Consider the following 20,066-nt stretch of genomic DNA (forward strand, 5'->3'; position numbering starts at 1 on the left):
CTCATGGACATGTCGGGACGTGTCGAGCGCATGCGGGCGACACTGGGGGCGCTCGTACGGGAACAGTCCGATCGGCGAGAGCTGCGTGACCGTCAGGGCCAGGAGTTGAAGGCCCGCTCCCAGGAGTACATGACGAAGCAGGTCCAGGCGGCCGAGCGGTACGTCCAGCACCGGCGGGAACTGGGTAAGCGCAAGGAAGAGGCAGGTGGCTGGGCGACCGAGAAGACGTTGTCGGACAAGAGCAATGTGATGGGCTTCGGGCCGGAGGACCCGGAGGAGGCTCCCGCGGCCGGGTTCGCCCAGTACACGGCCCCCGTTCCGGTGGCACCCGCCGTGCCGACGCCAGAGCCGCCTCCGGCAGCGGGGGGCTGGCAGGAGCCTCCGTCACCACCCCCGGCTCCGGCCGCTCCGGCACCGGCGGTCGCGGAGGAACCGAAGGCGCCGAAGCGGCCGGGCCGCCACGCGCGTCCGCAGGAATCCTTCGACGACGACGACTTCTCCAACAACAGCTGGATGAAGTAACGCGCTTGGGTGGACGTCAGGTCGGGACGGGATCCTGGCTGCTGTCGACCGCGATCGACGCCTGCTTGAGGTCGGCGTCCAGCAGTGGACGGTAGCTGTTGCTGCCGGTGAGGTGGGTCAGGAAGAACGCGGTGAACAGCGCGCGCACCAGGCGCTGGGTGGGCCGGTGTGGCTTGCCGTGCAGCAGCAGCTGGCTCCAGTGCCGCCCTTCGGTCACCCCGAGGTGCGAGGACTTGGCGATGGTGCGCAGTTGCACAGGGCCGCGCCAGGCTCGGGCGATGGCCTCAGCGTTGCTGGGAGCGGGCGTCACCAGATCCTCGTCGGCGACGAGGTGCAGCCCTGGCGCGTCGATGGCGCGGGCGGCCTCGGTGGCAGGAGGGACGGTCTGCGCGGCAGCGATGGTCGCGACGGCCTTGATCCGTGCGTCCTGTTCGGCAGCGGCCAGCACCGCGGCACCGCCGCCGATGGAATGACCGGCGAGTCCGAGTGCGGCAGGGTCGACGCTGATGCCCGCAGGACCGAGCCGGACACCGGTGACGATATCCAGCGTGCTGTGCAGATCGGCGGCGAAAAGGCGGTGCGACGGAACCGGACCGCGCTGCGTCGCGGGGGCGGCCGCGACGATTCCCCAGCTGGCGAGGTGTCGCAGCAGGCCGAGGTAGCGGTCGGGGGACTGCAGCCAACCGTGCCCGAAGACGACGGCGGGCAGGTTCAGCCCGCTGGTCGGCGTGAAGACCACACCGGGCAGCCCGACGAGGGCGAGGTCGCCGCGCAGCACCTCGTGGGGCCCGGGGTGGGACAGCTGCTCGAGTAACCGCTTGGGCTTGGGAGCCATGGCGCGAGCGTAACTGTTCCGGCGCCCGGTGGCCGGGCAGGCTGGGGAAGTGCATTTAGCCCGCTAACTGCACTCCGTCCGGCCCAGCTCCCAGGGCGACGTGCTTCGGCGGTTGAGACCCGGGGGTGCGTTTAGCCCGCTAAACGCACCCCCCGGGCTCCCGAGGCGGGCGGGTGTCGAGCCGGTCGAGGCGGCTGGAGGGGGCTCGTTACGCTGGTATGCGTGTGCGGAATCGTGGGATATGTGGGCCATCGCCAGGCGCTCGACGTCGTTCTCGGCGGCCTTCGGCGAATGGAGTATCGAGGGTATGACTCGGCGGGCGTCGCCGTTCTCGACGGCGCGGGCGCGCTGATCGTCGAGCGTAAGGCGGGCAGGCTGGCCAATCTGGAGGCCGCCCTGGACGAGGTCGGCCGGGACGGTTTCGGCGGAACCGCGGGCATGGGGCACACCCGATGGGCCACCCACGGGGCACCCGTGGACCGCAACTCCCACCCGCATCGCGATGCTTCCGGTCAGGTCGCCGTCGTGCACAACGGCATCATCGAGAACTTCGCCGCGCTGCGGGCCGAGCTGGAGTCCGACGACATCGAGCTGACCAGCGACACCGATTCCGAGACCGCCGCGCACCTGGTCGCCCGTGCCTACAGCTCCGGACCCACCGAGGGGGATCTCCCCGCCAGCGTCGGGGCCGTCTGCCGCCGTCTCGAGGGTGCGTTCACGCTGGTCGTCACTCACGCGGACGATCCCGACCGCATCGTCGCGGCCCGCCGGTCATCCCCGCTCGTGGTGGGTGTCGGCGAGGGGGAGACGTTCGTCGCCTCCGACGTCGCCGCGTTCATCGAGCACACCCGGGAGGCGGTCGAGCTGGGGCAGGACCAGCTCGTGGTCATCTCGCGCGACGGGTATGAGGTGACCGACTTCGTCGGCGAGCCTGCGCAGGCCAAGCCGTTCACAGTGGACTGGGACCTGTCGGCCGCCGAGAAGGGCGGCCATGAGTACTTCATGCTCAAGGAGATCGAGGAGCAGCCCGAAGCGCTGGCCAACACGCTGCGCGGGCACTTCGACGGTGGCCGTATCATCCTCGACGAGCAGCGGATCTCCGATCAGGACCTGCGCGACGTCGACAAGGTCTTCGTCGTCGCGTGTGGATCCGCCTACCACTCCGGCCTGGTGGCCAAGTACGCGATCGAGCATTGGACCAGGCTGCCGGTGGAGGTCGAACTCGCCAGCGAGTTCCGCTACCGGGACCCGGTGCTCGATCGCGACACCCTGGTGGTGGCGGTGTCCCAGTCCGGCGAGACGGCCGACACGCTGGAGGCGGTCCGGCACGCACGGGAACAGAAGGCGCGGGTGCTCGCGGTCTGCAACACGAACGGGGCACAGATTCCCCGTGAGTCCGACGCGGTGCTCTACACCCATGCGGGGCCGGAGATCGGCGTGGCGTCGACGAAGGCGTTCCTCGCCCAGATCGCGGCCAACTACCTGGTCGGATTGGCCCTGGCGCAGGCTCGCGGCACCAAGTACCCCGACGAGGTGGCCCGCGAGTTCGCCGAACTCGAGGCCATGCCGGCCGCCGTGCAGAAGGTGCTGTCCACGGTGGAGCAGGTGCGGGCCCTGGCGCGGAACATCGCCGATTCGAAGGCGATTCTGTTCCTCGGCAGGCACGTCGGTTTCCCGGTTGCCCTCGAGGGTGCGCTCAAGCTGAAGGAACTCGCCTACATGCACGCCGAGGGCTTTGCGGCGGGCGAGCTCAAGCACGGGCCGATCGCGCTCATCGAGGAGGGGCTGCCAGTCGTCGTGGTGATGCCCTCCCCGAAGGGCCGCGCCGTGCTGCACGCCAAGCTGGTCTCCAACATCAGCGAGATCCAGGCGCGGGGAGCGCGCACGATCGTGATCGCGGAGGAGGGCGACGAGACGGTGCGTCCGTTCGCGGACGAACTCGTCGAGATCCCCGCGGTGTCGACGCTGCTGCAGCCGCTGGTCTCGACGGTTCCGCTGCAGGTGCTCGCCGCCGAGATCGCGAAGACCCGCGGTTACGACGTCGACAAGCCGCGCAACCTGGCCAAGTCCGTCACCGTGGAGTGAGCTTCGAGACGACCGGAGGACAGCGTGCAGGGAATCTGGATCACCGAACGGATTCGCGACGCTGAGCAGCGGTTGCTCGCCGTCACGCCGGAAGGCGCCCTGATGTACCGGGCCGCGTTCGGGCTGGCCGTCCACGCGGCAGAGATGCTCAAGGAGCATGCGGGACGGGTGGCCGGTCGGCGAGTCGCATTGCTGGTCGGCGCGGGGAACAACGGCGGCGACGCACTGTGGGCGGGTGCGTTTCTGCGCCGACGTGGTGTGGGCGTCACGGCGCTCCTGCTCGCTGCCGACCGCGCGCATCCCGCAGGCCTGGCCGCGCTGCGTAGAGCGGGTGGGCGTGTGTTGCCCGCCGAGGACGGTGCGTCCGTGCTCGAGCAGGCCGATCTGGTGATCGACGGCATTGTCGGTATCTCCGCGAGCGGTCCCCTGCGGCCCGGTGCCGCGAACCTGCTCGAACACATCAGCGCGCCCGTGCTCGCGGTGGATCTGCCCAGCGGTGTGGACCCGGACACCGGCACGGTCGACGGTCCTGCGATCACAGCAGCGCGCACCGTGACCTTTGGTGCCCGGAAGCCGGTGCACGTCCTGAACCCGGCGCGGTGCGGTGACGTGGACCTGGTGGACATCGGGCTCTCCGGGGAGCTCGGAGAACCCGACCTGCTGCGACTGGACACCGCGGATGCTGCCGGTGCCTGGCCGGTGCCCGGCCCCGAGGACGACAAGTACACACAGGGCGTGGTGGGGATCGCCGCGGGGTCGGCCGCTTTCCCCGGTGCGGCGGTGCTGGCTGCCGGAGCCGCCGTCCGCGCCACGTCGGGCATGGTGCGTTACGCGGGGCCGGCCGCGGACGTCGTTCGCGATCACTGGCCGGAGGTCGTGGCCACCGGTTCTGTGTTCGACGCGGGCCGGGTGCAGGCATGGGTGGTCGGTCCCGGCATTGGAACGGGCCGCGAGGGGCGTGAGGTGCTGGAGCATGCCCTTGCTCAGGGCGTGCCTGTGTGCGCCGATGCCGACGCGATCACCATCATCGCGAACTCGCCCGAGGTGCTCGACGCCAGGGAACCGGGCACGCCGTTGCTGCTCACCCCACACGCAGGGGAGTTCGAGCGGTTGACCGGGCGCCCTCCTGGGTCGGACAGGGTCTCTGCGGCGCGTGCGGCGGCAGCTCGGTTCGACGCGGTACTGCTGCTCAAGGGGCATTGCACCGTGGTGGCGGATGCGGGTGGCCGGGTGCTGGTCAATCCGGCACGGGGGTCCTGGCCCGCCACGGCCGGGTCCGGTGACGTCCTGTCCGGGATGACCGGCGCGCTGCTGGCGGCACGGCTGGACCCGTGGCTTGCGGGCGGGGTGGCCGCCTACGTCCACTCGCTGGCCGCCGAACGCGCCGCCCGAGGCGTGCCCGTGCCGGCCTCCGGCATCCTCGACGCGATCCCGGAGGCGGTCCGCACCATCCGCGCGCTCGGGCAGGGCTGAGTGCGTTTAGCGGGCTAAATGCACCCACGAGCACCCCGACGGGCCGGGAGTTATCGGATTATGTGTTAACACGGCGGCGGTGTTCTGGTAGGAATGCCGCGATGGGTGACTTGGGCGACACCGGCGGCGTCGAGGCGCTTCCCGACACGATGGCGGTGTCGGTGCTCCGTGGGGTGCATGACGTCATCCTGGAACGGCGTCCCGTGCCCACTCCGGCACCGGACGAGGTGCTTGTGCGCGTCCACTCCGTCGGCACCTGCGGTTCCGACGTCCACTACTACGAGCACGGCCGGATCGGCGACTTCGTCGTCGAACAGCCGCTCGTCCTCGGCCACGAACCCAGCGGTGTCGTCGTCGCGCGGGGCGCGTCCGCCACCCGGCACGACATCGGCACCCGGGTCGCGCTCGAGCCGGGTGTGCCCTGCTCCCACTGCGCCGAATGCCGCCTCGGCCGCTACAACCTGTGCCCCCGCATGCGGTTCTTCGGCACTCCGCCGATCGATGGCGCCTTCTGCGAGTTCGTCACCCTTCGCGAGGACTTCGCCCACCCCGTCCCCGAAGCACTCAGCGACGACGCAGCGGGCCTGCTGGAGCCCCTGTCCGTCGGCGTGTGGGCCTGCCGCAAGGCCAGGGTCGGGCCGGGCTCGCGGGTGCTCGTCACCGGTGCGGGTCCGATCGGGCTGGTCGCGGCACAGACGGCGCGAGCATTCGGAGCCACCGAGGTGGTGGTTACCGACGTCAATTCCGGACGTCTGCGCGTGGCCGCCGAACTGGGCGCGACCGCGACGATCGACGTGTCGACTACCGACCTGGCCGAGTCCGGGTTCGAGCCGGACGTCCTGCTCGAGTGCTCCGGCGTCGCCGCGGCCGCCGCGCAGGCCATCCGCCGGGTCGGCCGGGCGGGCCGGGTCGTGCTTGTCGGCATGGGCGGTGACGAGATCCCACTGCCGCTGGCGCATGTCCAGGGGTTCGAGGTCGAGGTCACCGGCACGTTCCGCTACGCCAACACCTGGCCGACGGCGATCGCGCTCGCGGCGGGAAGTGAGATCGACCTCGATCGGTTGGTCACCCACCGGTTCGGCCTGGCCGAGGTGGAGCAGGCGCTCACCGTCGCTCGCCACGACGAAACGGTGATCAAGGCCGTGGTCCGGCCACAGGAAACCATCCATGGATAAGGTGCGCCCGCCGCGCGGTGACCGGGCTGCGGTCGAGCGCAGGCGCCAGGAGGTGCTGGACGCAGTGATCGCGCAGGGCGAGGTGCGGATCGACGATCTCACCGAGCGCTTCGGCGTGAGCCTGATGACCATGCACCGGGACCTCGACGAACTGGCCGATCGCCGCTTGCTGCGCAAGCTTCGCGGGCGCGTTGCCGCCTATCCGGCACTCACCATGGAGACCGCGAAGCGCTTCCGGGTGGGGCTGCACCGGGAGCTCAAGGTGGCACTGAGTGCCGCCGCTGCCGAGGAGATCGACCGGGGACAGACCCTGATCATCGACGACTCGACCACGTTGTTCCCGCTCGCTCGCGGGCTCGGCGCACGCGAACCGGCCACTGTGATCACCCACTCGCCCGACGTCGCCAGGTTCGTCTCGGCCGCGACCGACGCCGAGGTGGTGCTGCTCGGCGGTCGCTACACCGAATTCGACTCCTGCGTCGGCCCGGACACGGTCGCCGCACTGCACAAGGTGCGCGCGGACACCGCCGTCCTCTCGGTCACCGCCCTGGCCGGCGGACACCTTTACCATCCGGTTCGCGAGTACGCCGAGGTCAAGACCGCCATTCTCCAAGCGTGCAGGCGGGCTCTGCTGGTGGTCGACCATTCCAAGTTCGGCCGGACCGCGACCTACGCGCACGGGGACGCCGGAGACTTCGATCTGGTGCTCACCGACGACGAGACACCGGCCGAGGAGATCAAGGCAATCCAGGCGCTGGGAACCCGTGTCCGGACAGTCAGTGTGAGAAACGAGGAGCGGCCATGACGGCTGACAGACAGACCCTGGTGGCCGGGGTCGATTCGTCCACCCAGTCCACCAAGGTGATGGTGTGCGACGCGGACACCGGTGAGGTGATCCGCAGCGGCCGGGCAGAGCATCCGGACACCACCGAGGTCGACCCCCAGGTGTGGTGGGACGCGCTCGGCGCGGCCTCCGGCGGGCTGCTCTCGGGTGTGCGGGCGGTCGGAATCGCGGGGCAGCAGCACGGCATGGTGACCCTCGACGAGAAGAACAGCGTCGTTCGGCCCGCCCTGTTGTGGAACGACACTCGTTCCGGGCAGGCGGCGGCCGATCTCACCGACGAACTGGGCGGCCCGCAGGTGTGGGCGGATGCGGTCGGAGCGGTGCCGGTGGCCAGCTTCACCATCACCAAACTGCGCTGGATGGCCGAGCACGAGCCCGGTCTGGCCGACCGCGTCGCCCGCGTGCTGCTGCCGCATGACTGGCTCACCTGGCGGTTGCTCGGCGACGGCGCGGAGCCCGTCACCGACAGGGGGGACGCCTCGGGCACCGGGTACTACTCGGCCGCCTCCGCCGCGTACCGCACGGACCTGCTCTCCCACGCGTTCGGCGGCCGGACACCGGAGCTGCCCAGGGTGCTCGGGCCAGCCGAAGCGGCCGGGCACACCCCCGACGGCGTGCTCGTGTCGGCGGGCACCGGCGACAACATGGCGGCTGGACTGGCGCTGGAGCTGGACGAGGGTGACGTCGTGGTGTCGCTCGGCACCAGCGGCACGGTGTTCGGCGTCAGCGAGACGCAGCCGGCCGACCCGTCCGGCACCGTCGCCGGGTTCGCCGACGCCACCGGCCGATTCCTGCCACTGGCCTGCACACTCAACGCCGCCAGGGTCCTCACCGCCACCGCCAGCATGCTCGGTACCGACCTGGCCGGGCTGGACCGGCTCGCGCTCACGGCCGAACCGGGTGCGGGCGGGCTCACACTGCTGCCGTACCTCGACGGCGAGCGCACCCCGAACCTGCCCGACGCCAGCGGGAGCCTGATCGGGTTGCGCAGGGCCAACATGACCCAGGAGAACCTGGCCAGGGCCGCGGTGGAAGGGATGTTGTGCGGGCTTGCCGCAGGCCTGGACGCGTTGCGTGCGCACGGGCTCGTCGCGCGCAGGGTGCTGCTCATCGGCGGCGCGGCACAATCGGCCGCCGTGCGTGCGGCCGCGCCTGCCGTTTTCGGCGTGCCCGTCGCCGTCCCGCCACCGGGTGAGCATGTCGCCATCGGAGCGGCACGCCAGGCCGCGTGGGCACTGTCCGCGTCCACCAGTTCCGGGCAGGCCGATCCGCCGCGCTGGCAGGGCAGCGCGACCGTGCACCTGGACGAGCCCACCTCTGCCGAGGCGGCGGCCGGGGAGCAGGCCAGGCACCGGCATGCCGAGGCACGCGAGCAGGTGCACGGCATGCCTCGAAGTTGACATCCTTTTCCCTGCCAAGGGCTGACGTGGCGCGCACCACCATGGCCGGCCAGGGGAGGGGCTCGGCAGCTGTGGGAAACTCGGCAGTGTTATGAACGCTGACCTGCACCGACGCGCCGAGGTCCTTATCGACCTGGACGCCATCCGGCACAACATCGCGCTGCTCGCCGAGCGAGCGGCCGCGTCCGGCGCCGCGACCATGGCCGTCGTCAAGGCGGACGGTTACGGCCACGGAGCTGTACCGGTGGCGCGCGCCGCCGTCGACGGGGGCGCGACCTGGTTGGGGACCTGTTCTCTCGCCGAGGCGCTGGACCTGCGGGCGGCGGGGGTCACGGTGCGCCTGCTGAGCTGGCTGGACAGCGACGACGTGGACTTCGCGCCCGGTATCGAGCAGGGCGTGGACCTCGCGGCCAGCTCGATGGGCGAGCTGAGCCGGATCGCCGCCGCCGCGAGCAGGACCGGTGCCCGGGCCCGGGTGCACCTCAAGATCGACACGGGACTCAACCGCAACGGGTGCCCCCCGGAGAGCTGGCCGCAACTGGTCAAGGCGGCCGCCGCGGAGTCGGATGTGGACGTAGTAGCCATTTGGTCGCATCTCGCGTGTGCGGACGAGCCGGGGCACCCGTCCATCGACCTGCAGGCCGCGCGGTTCGACACCGCGTACTCGCAGGCACGCGAGGCCGGGCTCAATCCCTTGCGGCATCTCGCGAACTCGGCCGCCACCCTGACGCGCCCCGACTTGCACTTCGACCTCGTGCGTCCCGGGATCGCCGGATATGGGCTCAATCCCGTGTCCACCGACGACGACCTGCGGCCCGCGATGACCTTCCGGTCCACAGTGGTCCTCACAAAGCGCATCGCGGCGGGCGAGTCCGTCTCCTATGGACATACGTGGACCGCGAGCCGGGACACCACGTTGGCACTGGTTCCGGCCGGGTACGCCGACGGTGTTCCGCGCACTCTTTCCGGGCGGATGAGTGTCTGGCTCGGTGGTATGCGCCGCCCGGTGGTCGGCCGTGTTTGCATGGATCAGATCGTGGTGGACTGTGGCGACGACGAACCGCCGGTCGGGGCCGATGTGGTGCTGTTCGGCGCCGGTGCGGAGGGCGGTCCGACCGCACGGGAGTGGGCGGACACGATCGGCACCATCGACTACGAGATCGTCACCGGCATGTACCGGCCGCGAGTGCACCGGCGGTACCTCGGAGGTGCGGGGCGATGACTCCATCACGCCGGATTCTCGGAATCGCCGGCGGAGTCGGGGCAGTGCTCACCGGGACCGTTGCCGCCGCGCTCGCGGTGACGACCCAACAACGCCGAAACCGGGTGGACCCGTTCGTGGACGAGCCGCTCGGCCAATTGCAGCCGGATCGCACCTCGACCGTGGCCGCCGACGACGGAACGCCCCTCGCGGTCTCCGAGGTCGACCCGGAAGAGGAGGCGGAGCCGGCACTGACCGTCATCGGCGTCCACGGTTTCGCGCTGTCCCAGCTCAGTTGGCACTTCCAGCGCCGTGACCTCGCCTCGCTGCGCCTGCCCGGCGTTCGGCAGGTCTACTACGACCACCGGGGGCACGGCCTTTCCGGCCCTGCCTCGCAGGAGAGCAGCACTATCGAGCAGTTGGCGAGGGACCTCGACGCGGTGGTGCGAGCCGTCGCCCCCGAAGGGCCGATCGTCCTGATCGGACACTCGATGGGCGGCATGGTGATCATGGAGCTGGCCCAGCAGGTTCCCGAGTTGTTCGCCGACCGGGTGCACGGGGTGGCCCTGATCGCGACGGCGGCGGGTGAGGTCGGTGCACGAGGACTCCCGCGGTCGCTGCTGTCGAAGTACAACCCTCTCACCAGAGGGGTCGGCGAACTCGCGGGCTGGCAGCCGGGACTTGTCGAGTTCGCGCGTGCCGCGGGTGGCCAGCTGACCCGCCAGGCGATCCGCAGCCTCGCGTTCGGCGGGCGGGATGTCAGCCCCAAACTCGTGGACTTCATGCTGGAGATGCTCGCGGTCACCCCGGTCCGCGGGCTGGTGAACTTCGTGGACACCCTGGGCAGTCACAACCGCTACGCCGCGCTCGCCGGGTTGAAGAACACGCACGTGCTGGTGATCGGGGCGGCCGACGACCGGCTCACGCCGTTCTCTCACGCCGAGCGGATGGCGGCCGAACTGCCCGACGCCGAACTCGTCCGGGTGCGCGGTGCCGGGCACATGGTGCAGCTGGAACAACCCGAACTGGTGAACAGTCACCTCATCGACCTGCTGCAGCGTGCGTCCGGTGTCGACGGGGTTGGTGTGGACGGCGGGATCCGGACTCGGGAACGGGGCAGGTGGTGGCGATGGTGAGCATGGAACTGGCGACCGCCGAGGACACGATGGCATTCGGCCGTGCACTCGGCGCCCGGCTACGGCGGGGTGATCTGGTGTTGTTGGCCGGCCCACTCGGCGCGGGCAAGACGACACTGACGCGGGGTATCGCCGAGGGGCTCGGTGTGCGGGGCAGGGTCAGCTCGCCGACGTTCGTCCTGGCGCGGGTGCATCCGGCCGGAACGGCGGAGAACGGCGGAGGCGTACCGCTGGTGCACGTGGACGCCTACCGCCTCGGTGGGGACCTCACGGAACTCGACGATCTCGACCTCGATGCCGACCTCGAGCGGTCCGCCGTCGTGGTGGAGTGGGGCGAGGGCTCCGCGGAGCGGCTGTCGGAGAACTACCTGGTCGTCCGCCTCGACCGCCGTCAGGACAGCGACGACGAAACCCGCACCCTCTCCCTCGAACCGCACGGCACCTGGTCCGAGCGCACCCCAGAACTACATTTAGCCCGCTAACTGCAGGTCAGAGGGCCGGTCCCGGAACTGGGCCGTGGGTGCGGCTGGGCCGGGGACGACATTCAGCCCGCTAACTGCGGGTCCTGGGGGTGACGATGCCTTCGGCTGTGCCGAGGGCCACGACGTCGCTGGGACGCAGGCGGAGTTGGTCGGCTGTGGCGGGCACCTCGTCCGGGGCTCTTTTGAGGATGGAGGCCGCCGCCTCCGGCGAGGTCACCGAGAAGTAGCTGTCCGGCGTCATCCACGTCCGCCCCGGCGCGGCGAAAGCCAGTGCACCGCCCGAGCCGCCTTCGCCGATCACCAGCGTCGACACCGGCACCCGCGCCGAGGCCACCGCCGCGAACACCTCCGCGATCGCCCCGCCGATCCCCGCCCGCTCCGCTGCGGCGTCGTTGGCCGCGCCGGGCGTGTCCACGAGGGTGAGTACCGGAATGCCGAGCCGGTCGGCGAGCCGGATCAGCCGCGCGGCCGTGCGGAAGCCTGCCGGAGTTGTGGCCGTGCCGCACTGCGCGGCGTAGGCGATCACCTGCCCGGCCCGGCGACCGAACCCACACGCCACCCCCGGATCCACGCCGCCACCGCAGCGGTCGCCGCTGATGCCCTCCCTGTGGTCGAAGTAGTCGTCGAGATAGGCCTCGGCACGCGGGCGCTGTTCCGTCCTGGCGGCCCGCACCGCAGCCCACCCGGACATCGGCTCGGTGCCGGCGCCAAGCGCCCTCGGCGGGACAGGGACCCCGCCACGGGGCGCGGTCAGCAGACGCAGCCAGCTCGCCAGGGTGCCCGGCAGGTCCTCCGGGGAAACGAGCCGGTCGACGTGCCCGCCCGCGAACTGGCTCTCCGCCGTGTACGCCGCCGCTGCGCTGTCGTCCCCGGCAGGACGGACTCGTGAACCCGCGAATCCGACCTGTGCTCCTGGCAGGGCCAGCGTGACGTCGGCCCCCGCACCGAGCGTGGCCCAGCCGCCACCCGTCGTCGGATCCCGCAACACGGCCACGTGCGGCAGACCCGCTCCCCGGACGCGGGCAGCGGCCGCGGCGATCCGCTGCAACTGCGAGAGCGCCGCCATTCCCTCCTGCATCCGGCTGCCCCCGGTCGCCACGGCCGTGACCACCGGCAGGCGGTAGTGGATCGCGTAATCGAACGCCGCCTCGATCCGGTCGCCCGTCCGCCTGCCGAGCGAGCCACCGAGGAACCCGAACTCGAACACCACCAGCACCGCGGCGACCCCGCCGACGTCGCCGGTCCCGCACACCACGGACTCACGCTCGCCGGTGCGCTCGGCCGCGCGGTCGCGGGCGTCGTCATAGCCTGCCCAGCCGATCGGCCCGTCGGTCTCCGCAGCGGCCTGGTCCACCAGCGGAAGGTCGGTGAAACCCTCCGCGAACTCCTTGATCAGCTCCCGCGCGGATTTGCGGTCAGGCATGCAGGGCTCGCTTCAGCACCTTGCCCATGTCGTTGCGTGGCAGGGCATCCACGAAGTGCACGACCCTCGGTCGCTTGTGCGGCGCCAGCAGCCGGGACACATGGTCGGCCAGTTCCAGCTCGTCCGGCCGCGCTCCGGACGGCACGATCCAGGCCACGATCCGCTCGCCCAGATCCGGGTCCGGCTCGCCGGTCACGGCCGCCTCGCTCACACCGGGATGCTCCAGCAGCGCGTTCTCGATCTCGCCCGCGCCGATCTTGTAGCCACCGCTCTTGATCAGGTCGGTGGCCTTGCGCCCGACGATGCGCAGGTAGCCGTCCGCGTCCCTGACGGCCATGTCGCCGGTCCGGAACCAGCCGTCCACGAACGCCTCCGCCGTGGCATCCGGGCGATTGAGGTACTCGGTGAACAGATTGGCTCCACGCACCTGGATCTCACCGACGGTCTCCCCGTCGCTGTCCTCGATCGGCGTCCCGTTCTCTTCCACGAGGCGCACCTCGACGCCGCGCAGCGGCACGCCGACCGTCCCCGGCCTGCGTTCCCCGTCCGCGCGCACGCTGGTGTTCATCAGCGTCTCGGTCATGCCGTACCGCTCCACCACCTGCTGCCCGGTGGCGGCCGTGATCCGCTCGTGGTCGTGCACAGGCAGGGCAGCCGAACCGGACACCAGCAGCCGTGCGCCCGCGAGCGCATCGCGCAGCGCCGGATCGTCCTGCACCTCGGCGGCGATCCGGTGGTACATCGTCGGCACGCCGAACATCATCGTGGCGCCGTTCGCGAGTTCCTCGGTGAGCGGTGCGGTGGCGAAGCGGCCGAGGTGACGAACCTCCGCGGCCCGTCGCAACGGACCGAGCACGCCGAGGATCAGCCCGTGTACGTGGAACAGGGGCAGGGCGTGCACCAGCACGTCCTCGGCGCTCCACTGCCATGCGTCCTCGAGCGCGTCGAGAGTCTCGGCGATGGCTCGGCGGGGCAGCACCACGCCCTTCGGCGGGCCCGTGGTTCCGGAGGTGTAGACGATCAGCGCCGGAGATTCGGGGCCAGGCTCGTCGGGCAGCGCACCAGCGGAGCCGGTGAGTGTGACGTCCGTGCGGTGCAGTTCGCGCAATCCGGCGGGCAGTTCGGCGCCTGGCTCCGCGAGTACGCGTACCGGGCTGCTGTCGGTGACGATATGGGCGAGTTCGCGTTCGCCGATCTTCGGGTTGACCGGCACCGCGGGCACCCCGGCCAGCAGGGCGGCGACCACCGCGACGCTCGTCTCGATCGTGGCCGTGGCCCAGACCGCGACGCGCACCGGCGTCTCGCCCGTCCCCCGCAGTGCGCGCAGCTCCCGCGCCAGCGTTCCGGCCACTTCGGCCAGTTCCGCATAGGTCAGTGCGCGGTCGCCGAACCGGAGGGCCTGCTTGGCCTGCGTCGACTTCTCCTGTAGTGCCGGGAACAGCACGCTCACCCGAACTCCTTCTCGTCGTCGTTCTCAGCCGAAACCCGGCACGATCATGACCAGCCACACCACCGCGGGCATCACCGCGACAATGATGCCGCCGTAGACCATCAACTGCCGGAAGAATCGATCGCGATCCACCTCCGCCGCGTTGGCGAGTACCAGCGCGCCATTGGTGCTGAACGGACTGACGTCCACCACGGTCGAAGCGACGGCCAGGCCGACGATCATGCCGATCGGCCCGATGGTCCCCTGGTCGAGGAAGGGCACCGCCAGCGGGATCAGCGCGCCCATGATGCCCACCGAGGAGGCGAACGCGGACACGATCGCGCCGATGTAGCAGAGCAGTAACGCCGCCAGCAGCGGGATGGCGACGTTGCCGACCGCGTTACCCGCGTACTCGATGGTGCCCAGTTCTTGCAGAACCCCCACGTAGGTGAGCACTCCGCAGATCAGGAGCACCGTCGGCCAGGTGATCTCGGTGACGGCCTTGCGACTGCTTTCGGACCAGAACACACTGAGCAGCACGGCCAGCGTGATCGCCGTGAGCCCGACGTCGAGGTCGAAGACCAGGGTCGCGACGACCAGTGCGGCAAGACTGAGCAGGGTCGCGATCCTGGCCGGATTCAACCGGAAAGTTTCGGTCAGCTTGGTGCCCGCGGTGGCCGCAGTGGCCGCTCCCGGACCGCCCGTTCCGATCGTGCCTGGTGCGATCTCGTCCGTGGTGCTGGTCTCCCGGCTCAGCCGCAGGCCGCCGAACACCACGAACACCACCGCTGCGATCACGAGGTTCACCGCGAAGCTGGCGGCGAACAGGACGAGTTCGCTGCCCGCCAGGGCCTCCCGCTCGACGATGCCGTTGACGATCGTGCCGTAGATGCTGATCGGCGAGAACCCGCCCGCCTGCGCGCCGTGGACGACCATCGCGCCCATGAGCAGCGGGTGGATCCCATAGCGGGCGGCGAAGCCGAGCGCGATGGGCGCGACGATCGCGACAGCGGCAGGACTCACCGCACCGATCGCGGTGAGCGTGGCGCTGATACCGAACATGACCCAGGGGATCAGCGCCAGCCGCCCGCCGACGAGCCGGATCGCCGCGTGCACCAGCCAGTCCGTTGTGCCGTTGGATCTCGCGATGGCGAACAGGAAAGTCACCCCGACCAGCACTACGAACAGGTCTGCGGGGAACCCGCTGAAGATCGCGTCGGCGTCCATGCCTCCCGCGAGGGTGCCGACGGCGAACGCGGCTGCGAAGGCCAGCGCACCCATGTTGATCGATTTGGTGGTCGCGATGACGAACACGACCACGAGAACAAGGATGGAGATCAGTTCGGCGGACATCAGGCTCCCGTCGTTGGGCGCCGCACCGGCAGCGGATCGGTCGATGTTGGTCGAGAGCCAGAGGCCTGGCGGACCAGTGGTCAAGTGGCTGAACCACTTTGCGGTGTCGTGGTTCACAATGTCAAGAAGAAACTGGACAACTGGCTGAGCCACTTGGCCGCGTTCGTGCTCACGGGCTGTTATCCTGCGAGGAAGAACCGGGCGAAGTACGAGGGGGATCTGTGTCCGACGCCTTGCGGCCGATGGCCCGTTCCCGCTTGTACGAGCAGGTTCTGGAGCGCATCCGGGACTACGTGTCCGACGGCAAGCTCGGGGTGGGTGATCGGCTGCCACCGGAACGGGAACTGGCTCAGCGGCTGGGGGTCAGCCGGGCGTCGGTGAAGCAGGCGATCGTGGTCCTCGAGGTGCAGGGCTTCGTCGAGGTACGGCACGGCGGCGGCACCTACCTGGTGCGCGACACGCTCGACGCGGAACCGGTGGAGCAGCTCGTCGAGCGGCGCAGGCGGCTGCCCGACGTGCTGGAAGCGCGCGAGGCCATGGAGACGAAACTCGCCGAACTGGCCGCACAGCGGCGGACGAAGGACGACCTGGACGCCATGGAGGCCGCGCTGGCCCACATGCGTGTCGAGGTCGACGCGGGAGAGTCCGGCGTCGAGGGCGATCGGCGATTCCACGCCGCGGTGACGGCGGCAGCGCACAGTTCACTGCTCGCGGAGTTCATGCGGACGATCGCCGAGCAGATCACCGAGAGCCGGACCGAGTCCCTGCGCCAGCCTGGCAGGCCGAAGCGCTCGCTCGCACAGCACCAGCGGATTTTCGACGCGATCAGCCTCGGTGACGCGAAAGCGGCGGCAGCCGCGATGCGCAGGCACGTGCGAACCGTGGCGAAGGTCCGGTTGCTCAGCTGGAACCCGGACGAGGAGCAGGGAGCCGCGCCGGACCAGCCCTGAGCACCCGCCGAAGCCGAGCCGCGGCAGGTTGTGTGTGGACGCGGGCACGGGGGGTCGTACGCTCGTCACGTGCTTGTTCTCGCCATCGACACCGCGACCCCCGCCGTCACCGCGGGAGTGGTCGCGCTGGAACCGTCCGGCGTCAGGGTGCTGGGTACGCGGGTCACCCAGGACGCGCGGGCGCACGGTGAACTGCTCACCCCGCACGTGCTCGAGGCCGTCGCGCAGGCCGGAACGCACCTGCGCGAACTCGACGCGATCGCCTGCGGCATCGGGCCGGGTCCCTACACCGGCCTGCGGGCCGGGATGGCCACCGCGGGCGCGCTCGGGCACAGTCTGGGTGTGCCGGTGTATCCGGTCTGCAGTCTCGACGCGATCGCGGCCGAGGTCGCGACCGGCGACCAGAACGCGCCATTCGTCGTCGTGACCGACGCGCGTCGCAAGGAGGTCTACTGGGCCACCTACGACGCCTCGGGTGCGCGGACGGACGGACCTGGCGTGCAGCGGCCCGCCGAGCTGGCGGTCAGGCTCGCAGCCGGGACCGTGGCCGCAGGACAGGGCGCAGAACTGCACCGGGAGGCGCTCGGTGTCACGGTGCTCCAACCGGCCACTCCCACGGTCGCCGGCCTTGTCCGGGCGGCGCGCGAAGGTCTGCTCGCGGGGACACCACCCGGCCCACTGACGCCGTTGTATCTGCGCAGGCCGGACGCCCAGGAACCGGGACAGCGGAAGCGGGTGACGGCGCTGTGAGATTGGAACCGTTGCGCCGCAAACACATTCCGAGATGCGTGGCACTGGAGAAGCTGCTGTTCCCCGGCGACAGCCCGTGGAGCGCACACGCCTTCCACGCCGAACTGGACGCAGGCGCCCACTACGTCGCGGCCGTCACCGAGGACGACGTGCTCGCCGGGTACGCGGGGCTGGCGATCATGGGACCGCCCGCCGACCCGGAAACCAGCCTCCACACCATTGGTGTCGATCCCGAGTTCCAGGGCGCGGGCGTGGGAACGGCCTTGCTGCGCGCGGTGTTGCGGCGGGCCGACGAACTCGGGGCACCGGTGTTCCTGGAGGTGCGGACGGACAACGAGCGGGCAATCGGTCTGTACGAGCGGCACGGATTCCAGCGTCTCGGGTTGCGCAGGCGTTACTACCAGCCCTCCGGTGCCGATGCCTACACGATGAAGCGGCCGCCCGTGCGCGTGGCCGAGGCGGGGGAGGCGACGGCCTGATGGCGCGGATCGTGCTGGGAATCGAGAGTTCCTGTGATGAGACCGGAGTCGGTCTTGTGCGCTTGCACGGGGACGGAACGGTCGAACTGCTGGCCGACGACGTCGCCTCGAGCGTGGAGCAGCATGCCCGTTTCGGCGGGGTGGTGCCTGAGGTCGCGAGCCGCGCACACCTGGAAGCCATGACTCCAACCGCGGAGCGGGCCCTCGCCACCGCCGGGCTCTCTTTGTCCGATGTAGACGCCATCGCGGTTACCGCGGGCCCCGGCCTCGCTGGTGCGTTGCTGGTTGGCGTCGCGGCGGCCAAGGCCTACGCGGCCGCGCTGAACGTACCGCTGTTCGGCGTCAACCATCTCGCGGGGCACATCGCGGTGGACACCTTGCAGCACGGGCCATTGCCGTCGCCATGTCTGGCGCTGCTGGTCTCCGGCGGGCACACCCAGTTACTTCGGGTGGACGACGTCGCCACCACGATCACCGAAATCGGCTCCACTGTGGACGATGCGGCCGGTGAGGCTTACGACAAGGTGGCCAGGGTACTCGAACTGCCCTATCCCGGCGGTCCTCCGATCGACACGGCGGCGAGGCGGGGAAACCCGGCCGCGATCGCCTTTCCCCGGGGAATGACGGGGCCGAGAGACGCGGCGTTCGACTTCTCCTTCTCCGGGCTGAAGACCGCGGTGGCGCGCTGGGTCGAGGCAGCGGAGCGACGTGGCGAGACGATCCCGGTCGACGACGTGGCGGCGTCGTTCCAAGAGGCCGTCGCCGACGTGCTGACCGCCAAGGCCGTCCGAGCGGCCACGGAAGCGGGGATCGGCACCCTCGTGATCTCCGGCGGTGTCGCCGCCAACTCCCGGCTGTCCACACTGGCCGCCGAGCGATGCGTGGAGGCCGGGATCGAACTGCGGGTGCCACGGCCCAGGCTGTGCACCGACAACGGGGCGATGATCGCCGCACTCGGTGCGCACGTACTGGCAGCGGGAGTGAAGCCGTCCGCGTTGGATCTTTCTGCCGATCCGTCGTTGCCGGTGAGCACCATCTCGATCTGAGACCGTGGTCGTCCCACCTCGGCGGTTGACCTTCGAGTGGCTTGAACGCACAGAATCGCGGTCATGGACGAGAACGACGCATCGCTGAGCATCGGAGCCTTCGCACGCAGGGTCGGGCTCACACCCAGTGCCCTGCGCTTCTATGACGACTGTGCCGTCTTGCGGCCTGCCCGCGTCGACCAGGCAACCGGATACCGGTTCTACGGCGAGTACCAGGAGCCCCGGGCGGTCCTGTTGCGCAGGTTGCGGTCGACCGGTCTGCCGTTGTCGGAGGTCACGAGCGTGCTGGACGGCTCCGCGGAGGACACGCGCACCCTGCTGCGGGAACACCTGCATCGGATGCGGGCGCAGGCCAACGCGGCGCAGGAGGCCGTAGCGGAACTGTTGCGCTCGTTGCCGGTACCGGAACTGGAGGCAGTGCTCGGCGGTCCGGAGTTGGCCAGCGCGATACGGCAGGTGGTTCCGTCCGCGGCGACACGGGAGGGCTATCCGGTTCTCGGTTGCGTGTTGATCGAGTTCGCCGATGCCGAGGTGCGGCTGGTCGCGACAGACCGCTACCGGCTGGCGATGCGGGTACTGCTGCCACGATCCCTGCGTGGTGATCCGGCGCGGCTGTTGGTGCCGGCGCCCGAACTGGCAAGACTTGGTTCCTGGGCCGCTCGCGCGGGAGACGTGGCGGTGGAGTTCAACGCGGGGGAGGCGCGATTGCGCGCGGGTGCGGAATCGGTGTCACTGCCCATTGTGGACGGGGACTTTCCCGCATATCGCGAAATTCTCCGCGGACTCGACGTGGCGCCGCACCGGATCATCGTCGATCGGACAGCGCTGCGTGCCGCGCTGGCCGACGGTGTGCGGCGGGTGCTGCTGCGGGCCGATGGGGAGGAACTCGTCGTGGAGCGGGAGCACGAGTGCGCCACAATGCCCGCGATCTGTCAGGGCAGGCCGCCCAGGATCGCGTTCGACCCGGCTGTTCTCGGCCCCGCGGTGGAGGCAGGGGTCGGTCCCGATGTACTGCTCGAGATCGCGGGTGTCGCCCAGCCTGTGGTCGTGCGTTCGGCGGATCAGGGCAGCTTTACGACACTGGTGATGCCGGTGGCAACCGAGGACTCGGAGTTCGCTGGGGACAACGGTGGACACTGACAATGTGGTGGTGCAGCTGTGCATCCAGGGGATGCGGGCCGAAGGGGACGGTGCCGCGGAGCGGGCCGATCGGGTGGGCGATGCGCGGGTCACGAGTTTCTACCCGTCGTTGCACGCCAACATCGGCCGTGCCTGCCTCGAGCTTGACCGGGCGGATGAGGCCGGGGAGCAGTTCCGCCTTGCGGCGGAACGGATCGTGGACCTCCCGGCGGGGCCGTACACCGAATGGCTCCGCGACGCGATCGCGGAGGGCCCGCGCGTGACGGCCGCCGACACGTGACAGTCGTCCCCGGCTCCAGTTGGTACGTCTGCAAGTACCCCCATGCAAGATCGTTTGCGTCGT

19 protein-coding genes are annotated in these 20,066 nt (G+C 70.3%); 15 read left to right on the forward strand and 4 right to left on the reverse strand.

Translation table 11 applies throughout. The annotated features are described in order from the left end of the window. Positions 1–3 precede the first annotated feature (3 nt). Entirely contained in the window at positions 4–522 is a 519-nt protein-coding gene (locus BM199_RS14920; protein ID WP_245788374.1) for a hypothetical protein, read from the forward strand. A gap of 16 nt (positions 523–538) precedes the next feature. On the opposite strand, the gene BM199_RS14925 is transcribed toward BM199_RS14920, so the two are convergent. Next, positions 539–1,357: a dienelactone hydrolase family protein gene (locus tag BM199_RS14925; RefSeq protein ID WP_091673818.1), complete on the reverse strand. Its 819-nt coding sequence runs from the start codon at positions 1,355–1,357 to the stop codon at positions 539–541. Positions 1,358–1,579: 222 nt separating this feature from the next. Between BM199_RS14925 and glmS the strand changes: the two genes are divergently transcribed. The 8 genes from glmS to tsaE all read left to right on the forward strand — a co-directional run bounded on the left by glmS (position 1,580) and on the right by tsaE (position 11,153). After that, the gene (gene glmS / locus BM199_RS14930; RefSeq protein WP_091673819.1) at positions 1,580–3,442 is read left to right on the forward strand and encodes a glutamine--fructose-6-phosphate transaminase (isomerizing); all 1,863 of its coding nucleotides are present in this window, start codon (positions 1,580–1,582) and stop codon (positions 3,440–3,442) included. A 24-nt stretch (positions 3,443–3,466) separates the two neighbouring features. Beyond that, positions 3,467–4,915 carry an NAD(P)H-hydrate epimerase gene (locus tag BM199_RS14935; RefSeq protein WP_091673820.1) on the forward strand — a complete coding sequence of 483 codons (1,449 nt, stop codon included), beginning with the start codon at positions 3,467–3,469 and terminating at the stop codon, positions 4,913–4,915. 101 nt (positions 4,916–5,016) lie between these two features. After that, the gene (locus tag BM199_RS14940) at positions 5,017–6,090 is read left to right on the forward strand and encodes an NAD(P)-dependent alcohol dehydrogenase (RefSeq protein ID WP_091673821.1); all 1,074 of its coding nucleotides are present in this window, start codon (positions 5,017–5,019) and stop codon (positions 6,088–6,090) included. Beyond that, positions 6,083–6,895: a DeoR/GlpR family DNA-binding transcription regulator gene (locus BM199_RS14945; RefSeq protein WP_091673822.1), complete on the forward strand. Its 813-nt coding sequence runs from the start codon at positions 6,083–6,085 to the stop codon at positions 6,893–6,895. Before BM199_RS14940 ends, BM199_RS14945 begins: the two co-directional genes overlap by 8 nt. Beyond that, positions 6,892–8,334 carry a xylulokinase gene (gene xylB, locus BM199_RS14950; protein WP_091673823.1) on the forward strand — a complete coding sequence of 481 codons (1,443 nt, stop codon included), beginning with the start codon at positions 6,892–6,894 and terminating at the stop codon, positions 8,332–8,334. Before BM199_RS14945 ends, xylB begins: the two co-directional genes overlap by 4 nt. Positions 8,335–8,425: 91 nt before the next feature. Then, entirely contained in the window at positions 8,426–9,556 is a 1,131-nt protein-coding gene (alr, locus tag BM199_RS14955) for an alanine racemase (protein ID WP_091673824.1), read from the forward strand. After that, the gene (locus BM199_RS14960) at positions 9,553–10,671 is read left to right on the forward strand and encodes an alpha/beta fold hydrolase (protein ID WP_177242624.1); all 1,119 of its coding nucleotides are present in this window, start codon (positions 9,553–9,555) and stop codon (positions 10,669–10,671) included. Before alr ends, BM199_RS14960 begins: the two co-directional genes overlap by 4 nt. After that, positions 10,665–11,153, forward strand: a complete 489-nt coding sequence (gene tsaE, locus BM199_RS14965) for a tRNA (adenosine(37)-N6)-threonylcarbamoyltransferase complex ATPase subunit type 1 TsaE (RefSeq protein ID WP_177242625.1) — start codon at positions 10,665–10,667, stop codon at positions 11,151–11,153. The genes BM199_RS14960 and tsaE overlap by 7 nt, the downstream gene beginning before the upstream one ends. A 70-nt stretch (positions 11,154–11,223) precedes the next feature. Here tsaE and BM199_RS14970 read toward each other — a convergent pair whose 3' ends face one another. Genes BM199_RS14970 through BM199_RS14980 form a run of 3 tightly spaced genes read right to left on the reverse strand, consistent with a single transcriptional unit; the run spans position 11,224 to position 15,358 of the window. After that, on the reverse strand, positions 11,224–12,576 hold the full coding sequence (locus BM199_RS14970; RefSeq protein ID WP_091673826.1) for a carboxyl transferase domain-containing protein: 1,353 nt from the start codon (positions 12,574–12,576) through the stop codon (positions 11,224–11,226). Then, positions 12,569–14,020 (reverse strand): acyl-CoA synthetase, encoded by a 1,452-nt coding sequence (locus BM199_RS14975; RefSeq protein WP_091673997.1) that lies wholly within the window; start codon positions 14,018–14,020, stop codon positions 12,569–12,571. The genes BM199_RS14970 and BM199_RS14975 overlap by 8 nt, the downstream gene beginning before the upstream one ends. 30 nt (positions 14,021–14,050) lie before the next feature. Continuing rightward, a complete protein-coding gene (locus BM199_RS14980) occupies positions 14,051–15,358 on the reverse strand; it encodes an SLC13 family permease (protein WP_091673998.1) in 1,308 nt (435 codons plus the stop codon). A 221-nt stretch (positions 15,359–15,579) separates the two neighbouring features. Between BM199_RS14980 and BM199_RS14985 the strand changes: the two genes are divergently transcribed. The 6 genes from BM199_RS14985 to BM199_RS15010 all read left to right on the forward strand — a co-directional run bounded on the left by BM199_RS14985 (position 15,580) and on the right by BM199_RS15010 (position 20,003). Then, the gene (locus BM199_RS14985; protein ID WP_091673827.1) at positions 15,580–16,308 is read left to right on the forward strand and encodes a FadR/GntR family transcriptional regulator; all 729 of its coding nucleotides are present in this window, start codon (positions 15,580–15,582) and stop codon (positions 16,306–16,308) included. Positions 16,309–16,377: 69 nt separating this feature from the next. Continuing rightward, a complete protein-coding gene (gene tsaB / locus BM199_RS14990; protein WP_091673828.1) occupies positions 16,378–17,058 on the forward strand; it encodes a tRNA (adenosine(37)-N6)-threonylcarbamoyltransferase complex dimerization subunit type 1 TsaB in 681 nt (226 codons plus the stop codon). Beyond that, positions 17,055–17,537, forward strand: a complete 483-nt coding sequence (rimI, locus tag BM199_RS14995; RefSeq protein WP_091673829.1) for a ribosomal protein S18-alanine N-acetyltransferase — start codon at positions 17,055–17,057, stop codon at positions 17,535–17,537. Before tsaB ends, rimI begins: the two co-directional genes overlap by 4 nt. Then, positions 17,537–18,583, forward strand: a complete 1,047-nt coding sequence (gene tsaD, locus BM199_RS15000; protein WP_091673830.1) for a tRNA (adenosine(37)-N6)-threonylcarbamoyltransferase complex transferase subunit TsaD — start codon at positions 17,537–17,539, stop codon at positions 18,581–18,583. Before rimI ends, tsaD begins: the two co-directional genes overlap by 1 nt. 63 nt (positions 18,584–18,646) lie before the next feature. Next, positions 18,647–19,723: a DNA polymerase III subunit beta family protein gene (locus BM199_RS15005; protein ID WP_091673831.1), complete on the forward strand. Its 1,077-nt coding sequence runs from the start codon at positions 18,647–18,649 to the stop codon at positions 19,721–19,723. Further along, positions 19,713–20,003 (forward strand): hypothetical protein, encoded by a 291-nt coding sequence (locus tag BM199_RS15010; protein ID WP_091673832.1) that lies wholly within the window; start codon positions 19,713–19,715, stop codon positions 20,001–20,003. The genes BM199_RS15005 and BM199_RS15010 overlap by 11 nt, the downstream gene beginning before the upstream one ends. The last annotated feature ends 63 nt before the right edge of the window (positions 20,004–20,066 follow it).

The organism is Amycolatopsis marina, assembly GCF_900111885.1.
Classification (GTDB): Bacteria; Actinomycetota; Actinomycetes; order Mycobacteriales; family Pseudonocardiaceae; genus Amycolatopsis; species Amycolatopsis marina.

Coding starts and splice junctions, on each gene's coding strand:
- tsaD (WP_091673830.1), top strand. CDS start 17,537: ATGGCGCGGATCGTGCTGGGAATCGAGAGTTCCTGTGATGAGACCGGA.
- BM199_RS15005 (WP_091673831.1), top strand. CDS start 18,647: ATGGACGAGAACGACGCATCGCTGAGCATCGGAGCCTTCGCACGCAGG.
- alr (WP_091673824.1), top strand. CDS start 8,426: ATGAACGCTGACCTGCACCGACGCGCCGAGGTCCTTATCGACCTGGAC.
- xylB (WP_091673823.1), top strand. CDS start 6,892: ATGACGGCTGACAGACAGACCCTGGTGGCCGGGGTCGATTCGTCCACC.
- BM199_RS14940 (WP_091673821.1), top strand. CDS start 5,017: ATGGGTGACTTGGGCGACACCGGCGGCGTCGAGGCGCTTCCCGACACG.
- tsaE (WP_177242625.1), top strand. CDS start 10,665: ATGGTGAGCATGGAACTGGCGACCGCCGAGGACACGATGGCATTCGGC.
- BM199_RS14980 (WP_091673998.1), bottom strand. CDS start 15,358: ATGTCCGCCGAACTGATCTCCATCCTTGTTCTCGTGGTCGTGTTCGTC.
- BM199_RS14925 (WP_091673818.1), bottom strand. CDS start 1,357: ATGGCTCCCAAGCCCAAGCGGTTACTCGAGCAGCTGTCCCACCCCGGG.
- BM199_RS14920 (WP_245788374.1), top strand. CDS start 4: ATGGACATGTCGGGACGTGTCGAGCGCATGCGGGCGACACTGGGGGCG.
- BM199_RS14960 (WP_177242624.1), top strand. CDS start 9,553: ATGACTCCATCACGCCGGATTCTCGGAATCGCCGGCGGAGTCGGGGCA.
- BM199_RS14970 (WP_091673826.1), bottom strand. CDS start 12,576: ATGCCTGACCGCAAATCCGCGCGGGAGCTGATCAAGGAGTTCGCGGAG.
- BM199_RS14945 (WP_091673822.1), top strand. CDS start 6,083: ATGGATAAGGTGCGCCCGCCGCGCGGTGACCGGGCTGCGGTCGAGCGC.